The 22213-nt window shown below is 56.5% G+C and carries 19 protein-coding genes; 10 read left to right on the plus strand and 9 right to left on the minus strand.

The window, feature by feature from the left end:
• Window positions 1-9 precede the first annotated feature (9 nt).
• Both NHH03_RS10670 and NHH03_RS10675 read right to left on the minus strand, forming a co-directional pair.
• Entirely contained in the window at window positions 10-999 is a 990-nt protein-coding gene (locus tag NHH03_RS10670) for an efflux RND transporter periplasmic adaptor subunit (protein WP_253155945.1), read from the minus strand.
• Window positions 996-2759 (minus strand): TolC family protein, encoded by a 1764-nt coding sequence (locus tag NHH03_RS10675; RefSeq protein ID WP_253155946.1) that lies wholly within the window; start codon window positions 2757-2759, stop codon window positions 996-998. The genes NHH03_RS10670 and NHH03_RS10675 overlap by 4 nt, the downstream gene beginning before the upstream one ends.
• A gap of 477 nt (window positions 2760-3236) precedes the next feature.
• Between NHH03_RS10675 and NHH03_RS10680 the strand changes: the two genes are divergently transcribed.
• The gene (locus NHH03_RS10680) at window positions 3237-5690 is read left to right on the plus strand and encodes a diguanylate cyclase (RefSeq protein WP_253155947.1); all 2454 of its coding nucleotides are present in this window, start codon (window positions 3237-3239) and stop codon (window positions 5688-5690) included.
• Here the strand turns inward: NHH03_RS10680 and NHH03_RS10685 are convergent.
• Together NHH03_RS10685 and NHH03_RS10690 are read right to left on the minus strand one after the other, a co-directional pair.
• Window positions 5672-7891 (minus strand): sulfatase-like hydrolase/transferase, encoded by a 2220-nt coding sequence (locus NHH03_RS10685; RefSeq protein ID WP_253155948.1) that lies wholly within the window; start codon window positions 7889-7891, stop codon window positions 5672-5674. The two genes, NHH03_RS10680 and NHH03_RS10685, sit on opposite strands and share 19 nt — an antisense overlap.
• A 116-nt stretch (window positions 7892-8007) precedes the next feature.
• Window positions 8008-8991 carry a hypothetical protein gene (locus NHH03_RS10690; RefSeq protein WP_253155949.1) on the minus strand — a complete coding sequence of 328 codons (984 nt, stop codon included), beginning with the start codon at window positions 8989-8991 and terminating at the stop codon, window positions 8008-8010.
• Between the two features lie 88 nt (window positions 8992-9079).
• Between NHH03_RS10690 and NHH03_RS10695 the strand changes: the two genes are divergently transcribed.
• The gene (locus NHH03_RS10695) at window positions 9080-10030 is read left to right on the plus strand and encodes a sugar phosphate isomerase/epimerase family protein (RefSeq protein ID WP_253155950.1); all 951 of its coding nucleotides are present in this window, start codon (window positions 9080-9082) and stop codon (window positions 10028-10030) included.
• 19 nt (window positions 10031-10049) lie between these two features.
• Here NHH03_RS10695 and NHH03_RS10700 read toward each other — a convergent pair whose 3' ends face one another.
• The 3 genes from NHH03_RS10700 to NHH03_RS10710 all read right to left on the minus strand — a co-directional run bounded on the left by NHH03_RS10700 (window position 10050) and on the right by NHH03_RS10710 (window position 11775).
• Window positions 10050-10538 carry a hypothetical protein gene (locus tag NHH03_RS10700; protein ID WP_253155951.1) on the minus strand — a complete coding sequence of 163 codons (489 nt, stop codon included), beginning with the start codon at window positions 10536-10538 and terminating at the stop codon, window positions 10050-10052.
• Between the two features lie 162 nt (window positions 10539-10700).
• Window positions 10701-10961 (minus strand): hypothetical protein, encoded by a 261-nt coding sequence (locus NHH03_RS10705; RefSeq protein WP_253155952.1) that lies wholly within the window; start codon window positions 10959-10961, stop codon window positions 10701-10703.
• A 340-nt stretch (window positions 10962-11301) separates the two neighbouring features.
• Window positions 11302-11775, minus strand: coding sequence for a hypothetical protein (locus tag NHH03_RS10710; protein WP_253155953.1), 474 nt, complete (start codon window positions 11773-11775; stop codon window positions 11302-11304).
• A 2-nt stretch (window positions 11776-11777) separates the two neighbouring features.
• On the opposite strand from NHH03_RS10710, the gene NHH03_RS10715 reads away from it, so the two are divergent.
• The gene (locus tag NHH03_RS10715; protein WP_253155954.1) at window positions 11778-11918 is read left to right on the plus strand and encodes a hypothetical protein; all 141 of its coding nucleotides are present in this window, start codon (window positions 11778-11780) and stop codon (window positions 11916-11918) included.
• A 472-nt stretch (window positions 11919-12390) separates the two neighbouring features.
• On the opposite strand, the gene folE2 is transcribed toward NHH03_RS10715, so the two are convergent.
• The gene (folE2, locus tag NHH03_RS10720; RefSeq protein WP_253155955.1) at window positions 12391-13209 is read right to left on the minus strand and encodes a GTP cyclohydrolase FolE2; all 819 of its coding nucleotides are present in this window, start codon (window positions 13207-13209) and stop codon (window positions 12391-12393) included.
• A 501-nt stretch (window positions 13210-13710) separates the two neighbouring features.
• Here folE2 and NHH03_RS10725 point away from each other — a divergent pair.
• A complete protein-coding gene (locus tag NHH03_RS10725; protein ID WP_253155956.1) occupies window positions 13711-15237 on the plus strand; it encodes a hypothetical protein in 1527 nt (508 codons plus the stop codon).
• Here NHH03_RS10725 and NHH03_RS10730 read toward each other — a convergent pair.
• Window positions 15234-15659 carry a DUF5684 domain-containing protein gene (locus NHH03_RS10730; RefSeq protein WP_253155957.1) on the minus strand — a complete coding sequence of 142 codons (426 nt, stop codon included), beginning with the start codon at window positions 15657-15659 and terminating at the stop codon, window positions 15234-15236. The two genes, NHH03_RS10725 and NHH03_RS10730, sit on opposite strands and share 4 nt — an antisense overlap.
• Window positions 15660-16140: 481 nt before the next feature.
• On the opposite strand from NHH03_RS10730, the gene NHH03_RS10735 reads away from it, so the two are divergent.
• The 6 genes from NHH03_RS10735 (at window position 16141) to NHH03_RS10760 (ending at window position 22174) form a co-directional block, all read left to right on the plus strand.
• Complete coding sequence (locus tag NHH03_RS10735; protein WP_253155958.1) at window positions 16141-17730, plus strand: DUF1549 and DUF1553 domain-containing protein; 1590 nt, start codon at window positions 16141-16143, stop codon at window positions 17728-17730.
• Entirely contained in the window at window positions 17688-19049 is a 1362-nt protein-coding gene (locus tag NHH03_RS10740; RefSeq protein WP_253155959.1) for a DUF1501 domain-containing protein, read from the plus strand. Before NHH03_RS10735 ends, NHH03_RS10740 begins: the two co-directional genes overlap by 43 nt.
• Window positions 19046-20743, plus strand: coding sequence for a hypothetical protein (locus NHH03_RS10745; protein WP_253155960.1), 1698 nt, complete (start codon window positions 19046-19048; stop codon window positions 20741-20743). Before NHH03_RS10740 ends, NHH03_RS10745 begins: the two co-directional genes overlap by 4 nt.
• 78 nt (window positions 20744-20821) lie before the next feature.
• Window positions 20822-21328 carry a large conductance mechanosensitive channel protein MscL gene (gene mscL / locus NHH03_RS10750; RefSeq protein WP_253155961.1) on the plus strand — a complete coding sequence of 169 codons (507 nt, stop codon included), beginning with the start codon at window positions 20822-20824 and terminating at the stop codon, window positions 21326-21328.
• A 79-nt stretch (window positions 21329-21407) separates the two neighbouring features.
• Window positions 21408-21872 carry a hypothetical protein gene (locus tag NHH03_RS10755; protein ID WP_253155962.1) on the plus strand — a complete coding sequence of 155 codons (465 nt, stop codon included), beginning with the start codon at window positions 21408-21410 and terminating at the stop codon, window positions 21870-21872.
• Window positions 21869-22174, plus strand: coding sequence for a hypothetical protein (locus tag NHH03_RS10760; RefSeq protein WP_253155963.1), 306 nt, complete (start codon window positions 21869-21871; stop codon window positions 22172-22174). Before NHH03_RS10755 ends, NHH03_RS10760 begins: the two co-directional genes overlap by 4 nt.
• Window positions 22175-22213: the final 39 nt, after the last annotated feature.

Below are 22213 nucleotides of genomic sequence, written 5' to 3' on the forward strand. Positions count from 1 at the left end.
TTCTCTGGCTCATTGGACCGCCGTTTCCCATGGAGATTTTATCGGGACAGTCCGTTTGACCATCGACGGCGAAGGCATGCGACGAGGCATTCGCTTGGCGGCAGCCTGTGTTTGATCGGGTTTCATTTGGCAACGGTCGCCAGCACGCAATTGCCCGTTGGGATTTTCAATCAACACTTTCACTTTGATCGTACCGCTTTCCCCATCGATGTCCGGTGCGATCGAGTCGACCGTCGCGGAGACACTTTTCGAGGCGCTCATCAGAAAAACGGATACCTTGCCGCCGACTTGAAACACCGCGATGTCTTCGACGGGAACATTGAACACGCCATACAACTGATCGAGCACGACCAGCCGAATCACAGCCGGATCAGCCGGGGTGATGTATTCCCCGGGAGCTCGGAAAATTTCTGCGACCACCCCCTCCATGGGCGCTCGGATTTTGCGCCGCTGCAATTGCAATTGATAGCGAGACAGTTCCAGACCGCGGAGTTTGTCTTGTTCCTTGGCCGACAACTCGCGTGCCATAGCAATTTCCCAATCGGCCAACGCGCGTTTGAGCTCGTCCGGCCGAGCCACCTGTCGGTCGGCAAGCGTTTGCAACTGGTCCAATCGCAATTTCATCAAACGGGTTTCGGCTTGCGCGGCGTCGATTTCACCATGCATCTGCGCTCGCCACTGGGCGGTCGCGACCGCTTCAATCTGCATGCCGTCTTCCAATTTCGCGATCACGTCGCCACTGGCCACACGGTCGCCTACCGAAACATTGACTTCCTCGAGTCGCCCGATCTCTGTCGCTGCGACCAAGACGTCATACTTTGGCGTCGTAAATCCTTCGAAGTCCATTGAAACGGTGGTTCGATGCAGTCGCGAGGTTGATGACGTGGGCGCGCGATCCTGGGCCGACAGCAATGTCGGAGTGGAAAGCAGCACGCAAATCGCCCATTGCAGTAGCCCAGGTCGTCGCCGCATCATCGTCAGTTGGTTTGGAGTCATCATTTTGCTGGCTCGGCCGCCTCAATTTCCTGGTCGACTTGGCTCATTTGTAAAAAATCAACGTCGCCACTGCACTTCGATTGAGTCGGCTGGACGCCTTCGTTGATCAACAACGTTCCCATCGCGCGCTGCAACGCAACCAACGCGATCATGTAGGCGGATTCCACCGCGGCCATATCTTGCTCGGCATCGGTGCGGCGTCGCTGGGCGTCCAACAAGTTTTCCAACTTGATGCCGACTCGTGACCCGTCACCACCAGCGATTTCCCATTGAACCGTCAAGATGTTTTCTTCGACAATTGCCGTTGATAGTACTTTTCGTTTGCTAACTTGTTGCAGGCCGTAGCGACGGATGTCGATCAACGCCGTTTCGACTTCGAACTGAGTCTGTTTGATGACCTCTCGCAACTGTTCACTGCGCTGGCGATAGCGCATCAGCGCCTCCTGGTGCTGGGCGCGAAACGCACGTCGGCCGCGTGGCAGTTCAAATTCCAGACCCGTTGAAACACCAGGGGTTTGTTCAAATTGTTGCACCAGCGAACGACCAACTTGGCTGGCCCCATTTAATTGCGCCAAATAGCCGTTAAAGACCCAATTCAGTTGCGGTTCCAGTTCGGCGCGAGTGACCTGTAGCTCCAACGCAGAAATCGCCATCGCATGTGTCGCCGCGCGAACCTCGGGTCGGTTCTGCAGCGCCTGGGAGACCGCATCGCGCAATTGCCATTGGGACTCGGGGATCGTCGGCGCATTTGCCGGAATCAATTCTAAATCGCGTTCCGCACCCAGCAGTGTGTCGCTGCCGACCAAGACAGCCAGTCGGGTTTGCTGTTTCATTAGCTCGGCGTCTAAATCAATCACCTGGTCGGATCGTCGGGCGACCCGTTGCCTAGCCTTGGCGATTTCGATCCGCGTCGCATCAAATCCCTGTCGACCGCTGAGCAGGGCTTCGATTCGTTCGCTGCGTGCGACAAGCGCGCGCTGCTGCGTGAGTTGGGCGCGCAATTGGTACAGTTGCCAATAGGCGACGATCACATCCGCAATTCGCTGTTCCACCTCGCCTCGCATTTCCTGCCACGCGACTTGGCTTTCAATCTGGGCCTGTGTGACAAGACGCTCGTTGTAGTATTTGCCACCGCGGGACAGCAACGGTTTGTTCAAATTCAAACTCAGTCTGGCGTTGCCCTGGTTGCGAGGCAAAAAGAACGAACTGTTGCTGTCTAACAAACCAAATTGTTGTTGCAGTTCGATCTCCGTGCCGCGGCGGGTTTTCCGGCGGACACCGGCATTGAAGTTCAAGGATTCTTCCAGCAGGCGATCCGCACCACCGGTGGTCAGAGTGTTGCCGACCGGGTCATTGGTTGCCCCCAGATGGCTGCCCAACAACATCGTCGAATCAAAAGCGGCGTCTTGTTGCACGATCCGTTGGTAGGTAGCACTGGTTTGAAACGCCACCCCCAAAATGCGTGGGCTGTTGGCGAGTGTGTCCAACAATACGGTTTGCAAATCAAAACGAACCCAGCGGTCGCGGTCGAGCACCGGCCCGGCAACCGGTCCCACCCACCAATCCGTGGCAGTGCCCTGGCTGTTCATCGCCGGACCCGGCAACAGGGCGTATCCGGCGGGAGCAGGGTCTGTGGAGAGGACGCGCGGTGGCGAATCAGGGTCACCGATCGGCGAATCAGCCAGCGCGCAGCGGCCGGCGATGACGTAACACGCCACCGTCACCGTCAGCCACCAGTTCGATCGACTCGCCTTGCCCGACATCTGCTATTGGGTCTACTCCATTTCCGCTGTTTCAACGGCACACCATCCGCCATCAGCCGCCGTCACATGGGTAGGGACGCGCGCTGTAGTTGGGATCGGACGTATCAGTCGCATCGATCGCACTGCGTACACCGAAATGGAGAGTCCAATGTGCTCAGCTGCCGAATAACCGTTAGGGCCGTCAAAGTCGAACCAGTTCCGATGGAGTGATTCGGAACCCCCTATCACAGAGCCGACCGGGATCATGATCCGGATTTTCAGTTGGCGGACTTCTGCCAAGTCGAACTTGCCGCCGTCATGATCGGTGCGACCGGCCGTCACGGCGCGTCGAGATTTTCTTTTGTCCCCCCGCTCGGATTGCAGAGAATTCCTAACCGCAAATCTGTCAGTCGGAAGCCAAACTTTCAGCGATCGTCAGGTGCGAAATCGGGCCTGATGCAATCGTCCGCAACCTTCTGACATCACTGTGATTGCACCTTGGGTAGGGTCTACTTCCAATCGATTCGGCTGGCTATCGCTCTGGTGTGCATCGGCGCCAGTTTGATTTTGGCTAGCCACTGGTTCGGGCTGATGCCGGACCTGGCCAAGATCGAAAGTGGATCGCGGCGCCGATTGAGCGAAGCGGTGGCGATCAACACCGCGGCCCATGTTCGTAAACAGCAATGGATCGACTTGCGCGCCACGATTGCAACCCTGATCGACCGCGACAACGACTTGCTCTCAGTGGGGGTTCGCAGCATTCGCGGCGATCTGAAGGTCGACGCGGGGCATCACGATGAGATTTGGCAAAGCCTAACAACCGATGCAAACGGTATCGACGCGATCAGTGTGCCAATCACTTTGAACCGGCGACATTGGGGCGAGGTCGAATTCTGTTTTCGTGCCCCGGATCGGACGTTTATGGGGGCCATCGCCGAACACCCGTTGGTCCGTCTGTTGGCCTTCTTTTGTATCGCCGGAACCATCGCCTACACCCTGTTCGTCGGCAAGGTGATGCGCGTCTTCAGCACCACGCAAGTCGTTCCAGACCGGGTTCGCCAAGCGCTCGACACACTTGCCGAAGGCCTGCTGGTGTTGGATGAAAAGGCGCAAATCGTGTTGGCCAACCGAGCGTTCGCGCAGACGGTCGATGTCCCCCGAGAACTGCTGGTCGAAACCGGTGCGAACGATCTGCCGTGGACCCAGGAAAACGATTTGCCCTGTGAATACTTTCCCTGGATGACAGCGATCGACGAATCCGCCACGGTCACCGAACAGATGTTGCACCTGCGTGTGGCAGACGGCCAACGCCGAATCTTCTCCGTCAACGCAGCTCCTATCGGCGGCGGCGGCGGTTCTCGCCGCGGCGCGTTGGCGACCTTTCGTGACGTCACCCATATCGAACTGCACCGCGCCGAGCTGGAAACGATGTTGTCCCTGCTGCGTGACAGCCAAGACGAGATCGAACAGAAGAACAAGAAACTCGAAATCCTGGCCACGCAAGATGCATTGACCGGCTGTTTGAACCGTCGCGCCTTCTTTGAAATGTTCGGACGGCTTTGGAAACAGGCCCAACAAACTCAGAAACCGCTGTCCTGTGTCATGATCGACAACGACCACTTCAAAGCGGTCAATGACACCTACGGGCACGGCGTTGGCGACGACGTGCTGCGCGAAGTTTCACGTTTGCTGCGTGAGACCTTCAGCGGTCATGGATTGGTCTGCCGCTATGGCGGTGAAGAATTCTGCGTCTTGTTGCCTGGCATGGACTTTGCCGATGCGTTGGAGATGGCGGAACAAACACGAATCGGTATCGAGCAGATCCGATTTGCCGAGCCAGCCGAGTTGAAATTGACCGCCAGTCTGGGTGTGACTGAAACGCGGTTCAATGCCAACGAACCCCAAGAATTGATCAACCAAGCCGACTTGTGCCTGTATGCGGCTAAGCGAACCGGCCGCAATTGTGTTGTTCCCTACAGCGAGAACTTCACGCAAATGGAGGCCGAGGCCGCAGCCGTTGAAGACGTCAGTTTGCCTGAAATTCCTCGCCAAGCTGTGACGGCGCTGGTAGCGTCGCTGGCCTATCGCGATGCCAATACCGCCGAACATTGTCGACGTGTGGCGGATCTGTGCGCTCGGGTGTCGAAACAATACATGGACGCCAATGATCAGTACATTCTGAGAAATGCCGCACTGTTGCACGACATCGGAAAAGTCGGCGTGGCGGACGAGATCCTGCTCAAACGTGGCAAGCTTAGCCCCGACGAGCGAGAGCAAATGGAATTGCACGACCGAATCGGTGTCGAAGTTTTGGACAGTGCGTTCGAATGCCAGGAACTGACGCTGATTGTCAAACAACGGCACGCGTTCTTTGACGGGTCCGGACGTGATCGCAATTTGCCCAGCGGTCAAGAGATTCCGATCGGGGCCCGGTTGTTGTCGATCTGTGATAGTTACGACTCCATGGTTTCCGACCAGGTCTATCGCGCCGGGTGCACGCACGATGTGGCGGTCGACGAACTACGTCGGTTCGCCGGAACGCAATTTGACCCTGAACTGGTCGAACACTTTGCCAGCGTTGTCACCCACAAACCGGAGCCCCAAATCAGCCAGCCACTCAGTGAAGCCACCCTGCAAATCCAATTCCAAGTCGAACGATTGGTCGATGCGATCAATGAACAAGATATCGATGGCGTGCGTCATCTGGCTGCCCGATTGGGACGCCATGCCCATCATTGTCAAATCGAAACGATTGCCGAGGCTGCGGATCGTATCAGCGGCCAAGCCACCGAACTAGAAATCCCTTGGCTCGATTTGTTGCGAGAGACCGAACAACTACTCGCCATCTGTCACCAGGTCCACGCCGTGACTGAGACTGAAGTGCTGCACCCAGTGGGCCAGTCGGCTGCTAATGACGACGATCCGCTTGGCGGTCATTTCGACGGCGATTGATTCCATCGTTTCTGCAACGCAATGATGACTTCACCAGCCGCCTGACGGACGGGTTTGGATGGATCGGCGACACGTTCGCCGATCAATTGCAACAACCGCTCGCTGGGTGCGTCCACTGAGCGGGCGATTTCGACGGCATCCAATCGAACCGATGCGTCTTCGCTGTTCAAATAACGGGCAAACAGTTCGTCCCGCGTTGCCCGCTCACGCGTCGGATTGACTCCGAAACGCTGGACCAACCACCGGTCCAACGTCTCCTGCAACGGTTGTGTTTCGACATCCGTGGCGTCCCATTCCAATCCTTTCTCGCCGACAGGATTCAGTGCAGCGAGCTGCCATTTGAGCGTCGAGAACGCAGCTCGATAGCCAAACGGTTGGTCCTCCGAACGCGTCCACGGCCCGACCAATAACAGCTCCGGCCACATGTAGTGAAATGTGGCGAACAGACGCTGTGACAAATCAGCGTCGGATGACTCTGCCAGATCAATTCCTTCGAACAGGCCATCGGGTTGCGTGTTGAATTCCAATGCCGATAGCACTGTCGGCAACACATCCGCGTGCATCGTCAGTTCGTCGACCACCCGTGGCTCGTGCTCCGGGAAATACAGCATCGCGGACGTCGTGTTTTGCGTTTTGGACAATCGTGTCCCATGTCCGATCGTGCCGTCATCCATGAACGATTCCCCATGGTCCCCCACGATCACAATCCAACGATCTCGCTGTAGCAAGGGGCCGATCATGTAGTCCAACGAACGTAAACTGTTGCGATAGCGATTCCAAACCAGTTCTCGCTGGCTGCCCGTGTAGGGTGCAATGAACGTTTGTGTGGCGGCCGGTTGAAACACTTCCTGATCGGGACGGCTGGCAAACGGTTGATGGCTGGAATACAAATAGACCACTGCGACTCGAGGCGGGCGCGGTTGAGTCGGATCGCTGCCGGGTTCTAAAAACTGCGTCGCACGATCGATCGATCGTTGGTCCGACGCGATCCAGTCCACCGGTTCAATTTGAAAATCATCGTAGTAGTCGGGCTTAATAAACCCACTCATCCCAAATTTGTCCCAATCATCCGTACCGCCATAGAACCCCAATTCATAACCGGCCTGCTGCAACAATCGATTCATCAACGGTCGAAACGTGTGCGACAGCGGGAAATAACTCGCTTCGGTTCCGTTTAACAGACTGAAAATGCCCAGGTTGCTGGCGTTCCCTCCCGAGAAATGGTTGCGCAGCATGTAGCCGTCGCGACCGAGCCGGTGGACGTTGGGCATCACGTCGGGCGACATCAACGAGTGCTGGAGCGATTCAATGATGACGATCACGCCATCAATCCTCGGCGGCAGTTGTTCGTCGCTCTGCGCCGCAACCCTGGCTTGTTTGAACATCGTGATCCGCTGCTGGACAGGCGTTACCAACCCCAAACCGTGCAACTTGGATTGCACCGCTTCGTCGCCGACCGGAGCCGAGCGGCCGACGCTGCGGTGTTGGACCACACCGAGTGAGCACAGCGGATGCCGGATGGAATGGTCACGCATCTCGGCAAGCGTGCGATCCAGATTCAACAGTGCCGGGACCGCGATCAGACCACAGCTGAGCGCAATCAATCCAACCACCGTGATGGGGGCAACATCGCCGCTGCGATTCACCGACCAGCGTCGTGCAAATCGAGTCGCCAGCAATGCCGCGACAAACGCCAATCCGATCACGCCCAGCACCACCGCGACACCAGCCAGAATCGTCGTCGGTCCCAAGAACGGGATCAATCCCGGCAGCAACGACAGAACGATATGCAGCAAGGTGCTGGACAAAAAACGTTCTCCGATCCAGTGAAACGTGATGCAATCGAACAACACCACGATCGGTACCAATGCCAATGCCAATGCACCGAGACGCCATGCCCATCGCGGCGCAATATAAGAACAGACCAGCAGTGGCACCAACAGCACCGCGATCGGCGCAAAGGCTTGAGCAATCACCCAAGCATGCGCCCACAGAAACGGCAGTTCGGACAATTCATCAAAAGGGCGATCCAGCGGATAAAGACTGGAAATCAAACCTGTACAAACCCACGTCATCAGTGCAAATAACACCAGACGTTTCTGGGCATCAGCGACTCGCTCTCGATTGACTCGTCGGCACTGCGGGTCCGCGCGGTCGGCGCCTTGCTGTGATTCGGTTTTCGTGTCGTGTACTTCTGTCAAAATATCACACAATCGATATGCCGGTCGTCAAAGACGCACATTATCACCCCGCAGCACCAATGCTCGCAACCGAGTCGGCAGCCACTCGAACGAAAACAGTGCTGCAGCACGAGCGACTATCGATCGCGTACCAGTTTCGATGACTCGATCGAATGCTGTTTCAGAATGGGGGCAATGTCGGCTAAATACCGATCCGCATCCACCGGATAACCCGCCGTGGAACGCAGCGCCGATGCACCGCAATGCAGGTCCGTAAAGTATTGGTTGAACGACTCCATCGCCTTTTCTCGCAAATATTTGGCGACCATCGATGAAAACGCTACCGGTGCAAACGAATCTCCTTTGACGGTGAAGTGTATCGTGAACGCCCCATTGCCAAACGGGACGTGATAGCCACTGTGTGTCTTTGATTCTTCCATCACTTGCACCAACCCACTGTCGAACTCGGCTTGCAAGGGACTGGAATAGTAACGCCGTCCGCCATGTCGATCGCAATAGACCGCGATCGTAGGTGCGTCACTTGTCGACCGACCGGCGGATACACGATGCAGCATTTGATGAACCAAGCCCAATGTCGCCGATGAGAGCAAGTCGGACTTGTTTCGTCCTCCGCCACAGGCCCGATTAAATTCAGCAGCGGTGATCACACGGGTCTGCAAATCGATTAGCTTGGCCGGTCCCACGTCCCATTGGTCGACCAAACATTGTGTCGGGTCAGTGTCAATCGTAGCGGCGGCGAATTTCACCAACCAAGGTGTTTCATGGATCGCTTGAACGTCGTCGGTCGCCAAGTCAGCAGCCAACCGGATCGGTCGCTGATCCAACCCACACCAACGGCAACCGGCCAGCGTCACCCATTCCAATTTTTGATAGGCCGGTGCTGTCCCCTGGGCCACAGATTTCGGTTTAAAAATGGCTTTCGAATCATTCACCATGATCCGTTGAGCACCGATCCGTGCAGGACGACGAATGGCTGCAAAAGCGTCTTGCAGTGCCGCGGGACTGCTATCATCCTCAGCGATCTCCCAAGCCGACGCTGCGACAATCAAAGGCCCCAACTTGGGTCCGTAGCCGGCTTCGTCAGTTGCAATCAGAATCATGTTGGGTCGTGCGGGCTGTGATAGACTGGTGCGATTAAGGGCGTGCTGGCGCCAGGTTGCACCTGGCCTACTTTTTATTAATGGACGAATGATGAAATTGAATCGACGTGAATGGTTGGCTGCTTCGGCCGGTGCTGTTTCGCTAGCTGCAACCGGATCCGCGCTTGCGGCAAGCGAATCGAACCGCAAATTCACCGTGGACCTGCGATGGGGCAGTATCGGTGTCAGCGCCAATCAAGTCCAGGCGATCGAATTGGCTGCGAAGCACGATTTCGAATCCGTTGCCGCATCGCCACAGGACTTGGCCAAACTCAGTGACGATGAAAGTGATGCACTCGTCGGCAATCTAAAATCCAACAACTTAACATGGGGATCATCCGGTCTGCCCGTGGAATTCCGCAAGGACGAAGCGACCTTCAAACAAGGACTCGGCGAACTGCCACGTCTGGCCGCCGCCTTGCAGCGTGCAGGGGTGGATCGGATGGGAACGTGGATCATGCCCTGTCACGACGAATTGCCGTACGTCGCCAACTTCAAACAACATGCCAACCGGCTTCGCGAGTGTGCCAAGATTTTGAAAGACAACGGGCTGCGGTTGGGACTGGAATACGTCGGCACTTCGACGCTGCGAAATTCAAAGCGATTTCCGTTTGTCCACACCATGCGCGAGACCGCAGAACTGCATGACGCGATCGGGGTGGACAACATGGGCTTTGTACTCGATTCCTGGCACTGGTACACCGCTGGTGAAACCGCAAATGAAATTCGGTCGCTGGAAAACCGCCAAATCGTCGGCTGTGATCTGAACGACGCCCCCAAAGGACTGGCCGTCGATCAGCAGCTGGACAACGAACGGGAATTGCCGATGGCGACTGGCGTGATCGACGTAAAATCCTTTTTGCAGGCTCTGGTCGATGTCGGTTATGACGGCCCGGTACGTGCCGAACCGTTCAACCAAGCTCTCAATCAGATGGACAATGATGCGGCTTGCGCGGCCACTTCCAAATCAATTCGCAAAGCATTTGCATTGATCGACTGACTGCTCCAGCCCGTCCGTGTTACGAGCTGAACTTCCAATGCCGGCAAACGACACTGTAAACCCAAACCGCGGCTGCAGTGGCAAAAAGACCAGCACTCGCGACAGTCGCTGACCACACGCGAAACACCTGGTAAGCCGGCAACGGCTCGGTCGCCGTGAATACAAACAGCCGACTGAACAAGAAAACCAACACAGCCAGCGAGGCGATTGCGATCGAAATCCGAAAGGAATCGGGCGTTCCCCAATCACTCTGACGAGCCGTCTTCTCTGCGTTTTCAGCCGATGTTGCGACGTTGAATCTCGATCCGAAAACAAAAAAACAGAGAAAGGCGATCCAGAGCACGAGCATTGATGCCAGGTCGGCCGGTGAGAGTACCGACGCACAAAGCGCACAGCACAATGCCACAAACGCCCAGCGAGAACGCTCATTCCCAGCGAGATAGAGCACGATCGCAAGCGCGCCGGTGACAGAGGTCAACAGAATTTCAGTGACACTGATCGAGTACATGACAGAGGTCTCCTAAAACAAGTGGAAAGGAAATCTCGCCGAATGCACTCCGTCGACAGGACGTCACGAAAGTGAAGCGATCACGTGATCCTAGCCTCGTTCGCATCAAGTGTCAAATTCACATTGCCACGAGAATCGCTCGGTCAAAACCGTGCTGTCTTGCTATTTGAGCTCGGCAACCACCAGAAAATGATCCGATCCGTCGCGACGGATAACGATAACCGTTGGACGCTCGCAATCAATCGCTGCGATGATTGCATCGATCTCAGCTGCGTGCTTGTCTTCAGTCGTTGACAGTGCCGCCATTGCTTCACGAATTCCACCGCCGCGATTGATGTTGTACGTCGCGATACGAATCGAAGCGGCACTCGCCTCAATCGCAATGAACGATGCAATGATCATCAGAGACGTCAGTGTCTTCATTCTGCTTTGGGAAAGTAAGTTCGATTGATGCAAACCTCAATTAGAGCAGTCGCAGCGACGGCGAGCCAGTTTCAGCTTTGTCCTGGAAAGTAGTCTCCTTCGCGTCCTAAGTACTCACCCCATCCCCAGCACGCCTGCTTTGAAGATGCTTTCTCGCGTCAGGCGTTGTTTTCTAAGTAACCCGACGCGTCTGCATTGAAGCCAGCGCTATCTTAAGCCCAGCGGGCGACATAGCCTCGGAGGGCGACCCAATGATGCAACGTTGCGTGAGTCCATGAGGTAGTGGCTGGGGACAGAGCACTTCGGCTGATGAGTAAACACATCGGCGAACCAAACTTTGTTACAGCAAGTGGTTTCCTGCCGATCTGGGCCGAACGAACGCAAGCCAGTAAGAAATGGGCAAAGCAAAGGCGGCGTAGGTGTACGAAAGCAGCGTGATCGGATAATCGCCTTGAGGAGGCCCCCAAGAATTGTAGTTTATCAGAAACACGATTAGCGAAGCGAATACGATTGCGGAGCCGCCAAAAAGCACTGCGACATAATCGCGTTTTCGAAATGCGATGACAGCGATTGCCAGTCCAACCAGCGAGAAGAGAGGCCCCGAGCCGACAATGGATTCGTGCTGGTAGGCTTCAACGGCAAGTGATGTGACAATCACGATTGCTTGCAGCACAACGAAGCGGCGCAGCCATGGACTCCGCAAGCGTGCCCCATCTATCAAAGGCGCATCGGAAACCGTTGCGGGTGTGGCGTAGGGATTCAGTTCATGAGATTCGGCGGCCAACGCAGTGCCCCTGGTGTCACAAGTTTTCAAGCATGCCTGATCAACGGTCGGTCCTATCCTACCATTCAACCGGCCGCGTCATCAAAGACGATGCGATTCGTCATCCGGCCTGGCAGCTGCCCAGCAAGTGGGGACACAATGGCTGGGGACAGAGCACTTCGGCTGATGAGTAGGCACCTCGGCGATGCTAGCATTCACTTCGGCTGCCACACTTGATGCTCTGTCCCCGATGGGAACCCGTGCGCTCATTCTTCTGCGCGGCTGTGCCGAACCGGGGACATGGGTTGAAGCAGACCTGGTTAGCTGACAGAAAAATGAGGGCAGAAAAATTGGCCGGCAACAGAAGAAAAATGGGTGCAATGGCTGGGGACTGCAATGGCTGGGGACAGAGCACTTCGGCCGACGAGTAGATGCCTCGGCGATGCTAGCATTCATTTCGGCTACCACACTTGATGCTCTGTCCCCGATGGGAACCCGCTTCGTGGTGCTCAATTTTCCAGCACCCTGATTCGGCGCTGCTGACACAACACTGGCTGTATGTCACTACAGACGGCGGCGGGACCACCGAGCATTTGTATCTACTGAACGTGACGCGACTGCAGCGAACAGAGAACGCAGCTTAGTCGATGTGAGCGCCTTTACCGATCAACGTTTGTCGCGTTCGATGAATGCGTAGGCGTTGTGATTGTGGATCGATTCGTAATTTTCGCTGCTGCACTGATACCACACGATGCGATCGTCTTTGTTCAATGCCACGGCCAAATCGCGGACGATGTCTTCAACAAACTTTGGATTTTCATAGGCCCGCTCGGTGACCCATTTTTCATCCGGTCGCTTCAATACACTGAAGACTTGGGTCGATGCACATTGCTCGACGATGGCGAACAATTCTTCGATCCACAGGTGGACTCCATCGGCCATCCGTACTTTGACGGTCATGTCACAGCGTTGGTTGTGCGCCCCGTAATCGGAAATCTCTTTGGAACAGGGGCACAGGCTGGTGGCCGGGATCTTCAGCGTCATGACAAAATCGTCGGTGCCGTTGCTGGCGATCTCGAACGTCACGTCGAAGTCCAGTTTACCGGTTTGGCCGGATACCGGTGCTTGTTTGTCGACGAAGTATGGAAAGTTCAATTCCAAGTACGCATCTTTGGCGTCCAGTTTTTCCTTCATGCGATTGGCGACCAATCGCAACGAATCGCTGCACAGCTCGTTGTGATACTCGTTCAGAACCTCCAGGAAACGCGACATGTGCGTCCCTTTCACGTCGTGCGGCAACGAGACAAACATATTGATTGTCGCGACGGTGTGAATGAATTCATTGCCCTGTCCCTTCCCAGGGGTGCGCAGCGAAATCGGATAGCGGACGTTGGTCACGCCGACTTTATTGATCGCAATTTGGCGCTCGTCGCCGCTGGATTGGATATCGGGAAGCGGAGTGGTGTCGCTGGCGGCATCAGACATAGACTTCGTTTTCTCTCAGTTAAAACTGGCTTGCGTTGACGCGCTGCCGCTTCGGTCGTTGCCGCAGCGAATGAGGTGTTCGGAAACCTCCGGCCGCGCCACCTGAAAGCTGGCGTATTGGTCGAGCCCCTCCGGGGCCCGCAAGGAAGACGCTATCGTCTGCCCTGGATCGCGTTTACGGTGGTTAAACAGTTAAGCCAAAAGAGGCGGCTACCGTGGGCGAGCCTGACTTGGCTGGCGGGAGAACGGTGCCCGGATCACGTCAGCGTGACCCGAGTCGCATGCGAATGCAGTTGTCCCGGCCGCTGAAGTGTGACGTGATGGCAACCCCTCGACAATGCTGATTGCAAATAATGCGCCCGAAACACCGCATTTATTGCTAAAACGGTAAAATCAATCCCCTACCATTCGGCCAGCGGAACGCCCACACGCATCCATTCGCACGCGGCATCGGCGTGCTGAGTCCCCCCCTTTGAAACCCTTTGACCAGACACTTTGACCGTGACATCCTCCACTGACGACGCCGTCCCCGCAAAGTCAACTGCCCGCCGCCTCTGGAAACCGATCGCAGCCGGCCTGTTGATCGTGTTGGCGGGAACGCTGTTGCTGGCGCCGACGATCATCGCCAACACGTCCCTGCGGGACCGCCTGATCAATGCTGCAATCGCCAATCCAAAACTGGTCGCGTCGACTGACAATGCCTCCTTCGGATACTTCAGCCCGCTGGCCATCAACGGATTTCAATTGGGCCAGAACAACGGCGTGTTCCAATTACAGATCGAATCGATCAACGCGCAGCAATCTTGGTTGTCGCTGCTGATGTCGGACGGCGAATTGGGCCAGTTTACGTTTGAACATCCAAAGGTCGACATCGTGACCGGGATTGCAAACGATCCCGACGAATCCACGGCGGAGGAAACATCGCAGCACCAGGCCAAGCAAAAATCGTTGCCGCGGTTGGTGGCACAATTTGTTGACGCTTCCGTTCGCGTGCGCCAGATCAGCAGTGACGAGCCGCTGGTGAATCTTCACGACATCAATTTCATCGTACGGACTCAAGCCGGATCTGATGCGGATCGGGTGATTGTCGACCCGGTCACGATCCTCGATCACGAACCGTTGACGCCCCAATTGTGCAGCCAAGGATTGCACTTGGTCGCACCACTATTGGCAAACGTGGTCGACGTCACCGGAAATGTCTCGTTTCGCTTGGATCAATTCAGCATCCCGGTCGGCCCGATGGATCCTCAGCGACGCTCCGAATTGGTCGAAATCTCCGGTGCGGTCGGCCTGGACGGTGTGACAGTCGGCTTGAACAACCAGATCGTCGCCAAGTTAGTGCCGCTGCTTGAACGACTGGGAAAATTCGACCGCACGGTCTCCATGACTGTCAGTGAATTATCGGCGGTCGATTTCCAGGTGGCCCAGGGGCGCATTCACCATCAAGGATTGGTGATGCAGATGCCCCTACGCGGTTCAGCGTTGGAAATCAAATCCAGTGGCAGCGTCGGCGTCGACGACTCGATCGACGTGCAATTGGAAATCCAAGCTCCCGAGCACCTGCTGGGAAAATCTGCGATCTCCAAATTCCTAGCCTCCCAGTCGGTGCAAATTCAAGTCAGCGGAACCCTGCATGATCCCAAAATCAAACTCGACTCCAGCGGCGGTTGGACCGATCGGCTGCACGAGGTGCTCGCCGCCAGAGAACAAAGGAGCGACAGCCAGTCCACTGGTGATGGCTCTACTGCTGATCACCCGGCCGATGAAAACCCTGCAAGCGGAGATTTGTCGGGTGACCAGAGCGAGGATTCACAACTGGCTGGCGAATCGGCCGCCGGCCGTGAAATCACCGACTCGGTGCTGGGCATTGTCGAAGGCCTGTTGGAGGGATCCGGCGATGGTCAACACGCGACCAGCTTACGTGAACGTCTGCGCCGGCGACGCGAATCCAGCGAAGGGCGGCGCCGATTTCTGCCGCGCCGCGAGTCAAACGAAGCTATCGAGACGGGACCTGAAACGGAGATTTAAACTGCCGGTCCGGATCCGACCGCCGGGGATCGAGGCCGGTAAACGGCATCGCCAAAGCCTAGGATCGGAAAGAAAATGAACGCCAGAAACGACAACCCCAAACCGAATAACACGTCTTTGCCGAAATTCTCTGCCACTGCCAAAGACACCAAGATGTGAACCACTACGTTCACAAACGGAATGAAGTACAGCAGCAACCACCAGATCGGTTTCCCGGCGATCTCCAGCAGGATCACCATGTTGTAAATGGGAATCAGCGCCGCCCAGCCAGGTTTGCCCGCTTTTTCGAATGTCTTCCACAGGCCCGCGATGACAACCACCAGCAGCGCTAGCCAAACCAGCATGAACACCGCTCCCGCTATCCCGCCGGCCGCCGTGACCGCCGCATCTGGTTGTTGCCCCAACAGCATTTGAAAATTCATGACGTTCATCGCTCTTCACCTTAATTGTTTACGGTTCAACAGAATCGAACACCCCCATTAGAGTGCAATGCCGGTCGTCTCACCAGACAAGTGTGGAATCGTCCCTAAGCGCGACTCAATTCAACGTTTGAAGCCAGCGTTAAACGGCCTAATCAAGTCCAGTGGATCGGCACATGCACTGAATGCCATCTCTACGCCAACGGCGATCAATAGCTTTCGCTAACGCGTTTTGAAGTTGCGCTTTTATAGTAACCCGACGCGTCAGCGAGGGATTTAGCCGGTTGACGGGATCCCTCGCTGACGCGTCGGGTTACCAAAAACAAATACCCACGCAAAAACACAACTTCAAAACTAACGCGTCGGGCTACGAAAAAACCAATGCCTGACGCGAAAGTGCGACTTCAAAAAAATGTACGCAAAGCGGCCGCAGCTGATACATTGAAGGCTTGGTTGCCAATCGTTCATCGCGGCTAATCCACCCATGGCTTCTACGTCGTCTCTTGCTGTTGTCACACTGGTCATTGCACTGCAGATCGCTGGTGCTGCGCCGTCGCAGGGCGAAACGCCTGCGGATTCAGCGCCGGACGCTCGTGCAGCCACTGAGAACGTCGACCGTTTGATTCAGCAAGGCTGGGCTGATGAAGCGATTCAGCCGACGCCGCAGAGTGGTGATGCGGAATTTTGCCGCCGTGTCTGGTTGGATTTTGCTGGTGTGGCGCCGCCGGTTTGGCAACTGCGAACGTTTCTGCAAGACACGTCGCCGGACAAGCGTTGGCGATTGATCGATCAACTGTTGGCGTCCCCACGTTTCGCCACTCACATGGCCAATCGCTGGAATCAGACTCTGTTGCCTGAGGACGCGTTGGTCGGAGGCCAGGACAATGCCGCGGCACTGCATCGATGGCTGCGAAAGCAATTTCAGAGCAACACGCCCTATGATCACATCATCGGCGGATTCTTGACTGCCGGTGGGAAAAGTGACCGTGGTCCTGCGATCTTCTATACCTCGCGCAATCTGGATCCGGTGAAACTTGCCGCTTCGACGTCGCAATTGTTCATGGGCATCCAACTGCAATGTGCACAGTGCCACGACCATCCCTACGCTCGCTGGACCCAAGATGATTTCTGGTCCTTCGCCGCGTTCTTTGCGCAACTGGAACTCGATCAATCAAATCTATCCGGTGGCCAGTCGATCGAAGATCGTAGCGGCCGTGAGGTCACGTTCCCCGAGACGGAGCGTGTGATGTCACCGCGCTACCCTGGTGTGGCTGCGGCGCCGGAGCCTGATCCGACGGACTTTCGCCGCCGCCAGTTGACCATCTGGCTGGCTTCACGGAACAACCCGTACTTTGCCCGCGCCGCCGCCAATCGCGTGTGGTCTCATTTGTTCGGCCGGGGACTGGTTGAACCGGTCGATGCGATGGACAACGACAATCCGCCCAGTCACCCACAGTTGTTGGATTTCCTAGCGGACTATCTGATCGAGCAGCGATTCGATTTGCGATCACTGTATCAAATGCTTAGCCGCACCCAAGCGTACGGCCGTAGCAGTGCGGTTGGCGATCGTCCGCGCCCGCCGGCGGACCGATTCGCTGCGATGAACGTCAAAACACTTTCGGCTGAACAGTATTTTGACAGTCTGCGTCAGAACGTCCTGCTGGGCGGTTTGCCGCGTGATTCTGCGACGTCGACGGTGCCCGGCCGACCGCTACCGGACGAAATGATCCGCCAACAGTTTCTCGCTCGCATGCAGGCCCCCGACGCAGTTCCGACGGAATACCCGCACGGCGTGGTGCAAGTGCTAGGGATGATGAATGGGCCAGAGATGTTGGCAGCGACCGCCGAACAACGCAGTGGTTTGATCGGATCACTTCAAGCTCCGTTCCTGACCGATCATCAGCGCGTCGAGACATTGTTCTTAGCCTGTTTGTCTCGGGCGCCAACCGAGCAAGAATCGCAGCAATTCCTGGATTACCTGGCAGCCCCCAACGGCGATCGCTCCGCCGCATCGAAACAAAGCGATCTGGCATGGGTGCTGCTCAATACCGCGGAGTGTTTCGTATGTCCCTGAATCGATTCCCATTTGGCGCTGTGATGAGTCGTCGTCGCTGGATGCCGACCGCAGTGTCCATTGGCGGTGCGCTGGGGACCAGCGGCTGGTTGCCAAGGATTGCTGCCGCAGCCGATGTCGCCGCCAAACGCGACGGCCGTCATTGCATTCTGCTGTGGATGTCTGGAGGTCCCAGTCAGATCGACACGTTTGACATGAAACCGAATCATGCCAATGGCGGGTCATTCAGCGAGGTTGCCACCGCGGTGCCGGGAATCCGGTTCAGTGAGCACCTGCCGGGACTGGCCAAGCAAGCCGATCGACTGGCCATTCTGCGCGGGATGTCGACCAAAGAGGGCGACCACGAACGCGGCACCACCGTGATGCGCACCGGGCATCCTCTAGGCGGTCCGGTTCGCTATCCCGCCATCGGTTGCTCGCTTTCCAAATCGCTGCACAACTCCCGGTCACATCTGCCCAGCTATGTCACCGTTTCTCCCGGCCCGTTCGCCCGCCGCTCACTCAGTCCCGGGTTCCTGGGACCAAAATTCGCGGCGACCTCCGTCAACGGCGCTGCCCCGGGCGACCAAGCGACCTATGCACAGTTGCGTGTTGACCACCTGCGGCCACCTTCATCAATTGATCAGGAACGTGTCGCCCAGAGGTTGGCGATTTGGGAATCATTGCAGCAAAATTTCTTAAACACCCACCAGACTGAAAATGTGGTGGCTCACGACACCGTTTATCGATCAGCCATTGAGATGTCAGCCAGTGATGCCAATGACGCATTTGACCTGTCACAAGAACCCGATGTGGTCCGCCGCGCCTATGGCACCGGAACGTTTGGCCAGGGTTGTTTGTTGGCGCGGCGACTTGTTCAACGTGGCGTTCCGGTTGTCGAAGTCACGCTGGGAGATGGATTGGGCTGGGACACCCATACCGACAATTTTCAACGCGTTCGACAATTAAGTGAACAGCTTGACGCTGGCTGGTCCACGCTGATGACTGAATTGGCCGATCTTGGTCTATTGGAAAAAACAACCTTGATGATGGCCGGTGAATTCGGGCGAACGCCGGTGATCAATAGCAACGGTGGCCGAGACCATTTCCCACAAGCGTTCACTTGCGTGCTCGCCGGCGGTGGCATCGCCGGTGGTCAAGTCTATGGCCAGACCAGTGCCGACGGGATGGAAGTCACCGACGGCAAGATCGACCAGCAGGACTTGCTGTCGACGCTCTGCACTGCACTGGGCGTTGATCCGTCTAACGAAAACATCGCCGAAGGTGGACGCCCGATCGCGATCGCCGAAGGCAATGTCATCCGACAGGTCTTGCTGTGATTGATCACCGCCGCGTCCTCGCGGTGATGATCTTGGTCGGTGCGGCTATCGGATGCCAGCGTGACCACACACCGGTCGTGGTCACCCAGCCGCAACCGAAAACGCAACCGCCGCCGGAAACCACTCCCCCGGCGACCGCGGCCGATTCGTCGCCCGGCGACAGAGATGACTCGGAATCAATCAGTGACACTAACCCCGCTCGCGATACCGAACTAACGAACGCCCCTGAACGTGGCAGCGACTCTGAACGTGGCAGCGACTCAGAACCGGGCAGCGACCCTGAACCGGGCAGCGACTCAGAGCAACCGGACGATGATTTGGCGGAATCTGCGATCGCGAATCCGCTGCCGCCCTACCTGTTATGGTTTCCGACCTCGGGCGGGCCGTTGTTGGTTGGATTGGAGATTTGGATCGGCGAGGCGACGTTGCAAGACGCCTTTGACGCTCGAATTCAATCGATTCAACAGACGTTGCAATCGACCGACGCGACCTTGGGATGGAAACCATTGCTCCAGCGTGTTTCCGACGACGTGGCAACGTTTGGCCGAAACGCGTCGCGCGTTGCCGGGCAACAGCAGGGATTGATCAAACGCTATGACCGCAACCGCAACCAGATTGCCGAACCGGCGGAATTGCTGCGTTTCTTGTTTCGCGAGGTGAACTTTGCCAGCCAACTGCGGGTCTACGGGACGGACGCATTCAGTTGGTCCAACCGCGCGCATTCACCGTTGTTCAAAGCGTTGGACCGAAACAGCGATCAACGGCTTGATCAACAGGAAATCGCTGCTGCAGAAACGTCGCTGCTGGTGGACGTGGACAGAAACTTAGACGGCTGCTTGAGCCCTGACGAACTGGCTGAACTCTCGGATCGCTCGGACGATCCTTGGCAACGGCGGCGGTCGGATCGACATGGTGAGGTGGCGATGGATCTATCGGACTATGTCGACTGGTCCAACCTGTCGTACTCGATGGGCGGGATGCTCAAACACTCGCCGCTGATCGGTCCACGAAACCCGCTGCTCGCAATAGATGCCGACGACGATGGCAGGATCTCTGTCGACGAAGCCCGCACCATCCTGGACGTGTCTCCTGAGTTGACGCTTATCATTCGCTTCGATTCTCAGACCGGCGACGGGCCGACGGTGCGTGCCGAACTTGCGCCATCACTTGCCGAATCGGCAACCGTCCAAGAACACTTTGCAAATCGAATTCAGATTTCGACCGCCGCTGCACAGATTGACGTGATCGCACAAGATTCGCCTGGAATGAAAAACGAATCCTCGATCTGGTCCATTCAAGTACGCGGCCGCGCCGCGGAATCGCCAGATGCCGTGTTTGCCTGGTTGGATTTGAACCACGACCAGATGCTGTCCAGTCGTGAGATCCATTTGGCTGCCGGACGCTTGCAGCAGATCTCCCAGGCCGATGGATCACTGGGTGCGGATGCGATTCCCGAGGCGTTGTTGATTCAATTCGGTCGCGGCGAACCCGATCAAGACAACAGGCTGTTCCAGACCACACCGGTTCGAAAAGACTCCGATGACCGTCCTCGCTGGGCCATCGCAATGGACAGCAACCATGACGGGGACATCAGTCGCAACGAATTCGTTGGCCCGCTCAAGGCGTTCCAGCAATTAGACGTCAATGGCGATCACTTCTTAAGCAGCGACGAAATCGCACTCGCCACTCCTTAATTCCGCGCCCACCGTAGCTAGCGACCAGAAACCCGGTGCCATAGAATTGGAGCGAAAACCTACCTTGGGAGCGAACGGATGAGCCTGCTGACTGACCTAAAGAAATTTGCGCTTCGTGGCAACATGGTCGACCTGGCGATCGGATTCACCGTGGGGGCGGCGTTCACGACGGTCGTCAAGTCGCTCGTCAATGACATCATCATGCCGCCGATCGGTTGGCTGACGGGCAACGCCGATTTTTCAGATCTGTTCTGGATCTTGAATCTTCCCGATGGCACCACTGTGCCCGAGGGTGGATTCCCAACGTTAAAGGCGGCGCAAGAGGCGGGGGCGATCACGATCAACTATGGACAGTTTTTTAACAGTTGTTTATCGCTGCTGATCGTCGCTCTGGCGATGTTCTTTATCATCCGTGTGGTCAACCGAGTCGACGAACAATTGGACGAAGCCTTCGGATCCAAGCCCCCCGAAGGTGAACCGGCTGACAAAAAATGCGATTTCTGTCGCACCACGATCGCCTACCGCGCCACCCGCTGCCCCAACTGCACCTCCGAGTTGGAAGCCGCCCCACAGGCGACAAATTGATGCCAATCTTGCCATGCGATAACCGATTGCGATAGGCTCGTGCCGGTAGTGGGGCACTCACGTATTCTTGGTACTTCCGATGGCTGGTCAAGCACTTCTGACAGCGTTGTTGACTGCGTTGATGTACGCCCCGCCCATCTATGATCCGACTGCGGCGGTGGTCGATCGGTTGCGATCGGTCGGGATGGAATTGCAAGGCCGCGACCCTTGTGCGGGAACGGGGCTGTGCTGTGGCCTGTTGCCGGTCTACACCGTTGAAGACGTTCATTATGTGACGCTGCCAAATCGCGGGATACAACTCGCCGATCTTCGCGTGCTTTCGCAATTCCCCAACCTGCAACAAGTTCGTGCTGCTCGGGCTCTATCACTGATCCAGTATGAAACCGTCGCGGCAGCGGTTCCGGCAGAAGCCTGGATTTTCTGCCGTGTGCGCCACGGTGACGGTACATTGAAGCGTATCGCTCATCACCAAGGTCGGCCTTGGGTTCCTGATGAGGACACAAATGGTGACGGCGTGGTCAACGACGACGATCAGTTGAGATGAATCCATATAAGCCATCGAATCAAAACCTCGACACCGCGACCGACGCCCCTGTCGTGATCGCCCGCGGAGGGATCGTGTCGCTGTTTTGTTTGGCGATCGGGTCGTTCGGACTGCCGATCGGATTGGTGGTCGTGCTGACGTTTGGATGGTCGAACTACCAAGTCACCTACCGTGGGTTTGCATTTCCGTTGGGAATTTGTTTGTTGCTCGGCTCGGTCGGATTTCTGCTGATAGGATTTCTGCGAATACGGGCGAAATCCAGACGCCGCGCACTGGCGATGGCTCATCGATTCGAAGAATGAAAAACCTGGTCAGAGTAGGCAAGGAATCAATGTCTGGGC

This window comes from Stieleria tagensis, from assembly GCF_024129865.1.
Taxonomy (GTDB): domain Bacteria; phylum Planctomycetota; class Planctomycetia; order Pirellulales; family Pirellulaceae; genus Stieleria; species Stieleria tagensis.

What these genes read in the sequence shown, in the direction of transcription:
- NHH03_RS10670 (WP_253155945.1), bottom strand. Translation starts at nt 999, where the DNA reads ATGATGACTCCAAACCAACTGACGATGATGCGGCGACGACCTGGGCTA.
- NHH03_RS10675 (WP_253155946.1), bottom strand. Translation starts at nt 2,759, where the DNA reads ATGTCGGGCAAGGCGAGTCGATCGAACTGGTGGCTGACGGTGACGGTG.
- NHH03_RS10690 (WP_253155949.1), bottom strand. Translation starts at nt 8,991, where the DNA reads ATGATTCTGATTGCAACTGACGAAGCCGGCTACGGACCCAAGTTGGGG.
- NHH03_RS10695 (WP_253155950.1), top strand. Translation starts at nt 9,080, where the DNA reads ATGATGAAATTGAATCGACGTGAATGGTTGGCTGCTTCGGCCGGTGCT.
- NHH03_RS10700 (WP_253155951.1), bottom strand. Translation starts at nt 10,538, where the DNA reads ATGTACTCGATCAGTGTCACTGAAATTCTGTTGACCTCTGTCACCGGC.
- NHH03_RS10705 (WP_253155952.1), bottom strand. Translation starts at nt 10,961, where the DNA reads ATGAAGACACTGACGTCTCTGATGATCATTGCATCGTTCATTGCGATT.
- NHH03_RS10715 (WP_253155954.1), top strand. Translation starts at nt 11,778, where the DNA reads ATGCCTGATCAACGGTCGGTCCTATCCTACCATTCAACCGGCCGCGTC.
- folE2 (WP_253155955.1), bottom strand. Translation starts at nt 13,209, where the DNA reads ATGTCTGATGCCGCCAGCGACACCACTCCGCTTCCCGATATCCAATCC.
- NHH03_RS10730 (WP_253155957.1), bottom strand. Translation starts at nt 15,659, where the DNA reads ATGAATTTTCAAATGCTGTTGGGGCAACAACCAGATGCGGCGGTCACG.
- NHH03_RS10735 (WP_253155958.1), top strand. Translation starts at nt 16,141, where the DNA reads ATGGCTTCTACGTCGTCTCTTGCTGTTGTCACACTGGTCATTGCACTG.
- NHH03_RS10740 (WP_253155959.1), top strand. Translation starts at nt 17,688, where the DNA reads ATGGGTGCTGCTCAATACCGCGGAGTGTTTCGTATGTCCCTGAATCGA.
- mscL (WP_253155961.1), top strand. Translation starts at nt 20,822, where the DNA reads ATGAGCCTGCTGACTGACCTAAAGAAATTTGCGCTTCGTGGCAACATG.
- NHH03_RS10755 (WP_253155962.1), top strand. Translation starts at nt 21,408, where the DNA reads ATGGCTGGTCAAGCACTTCTGACAGCGTTGTTGACTGCGTTGATGTAC.
- NHH03_RS10760 (WP_253155963.1), top strand. Translation starts at nt 21,869, where the DNA reads ATGAATCCATATAAGCCATCGAATCAAAACCTCGACACCGCGACCGAC.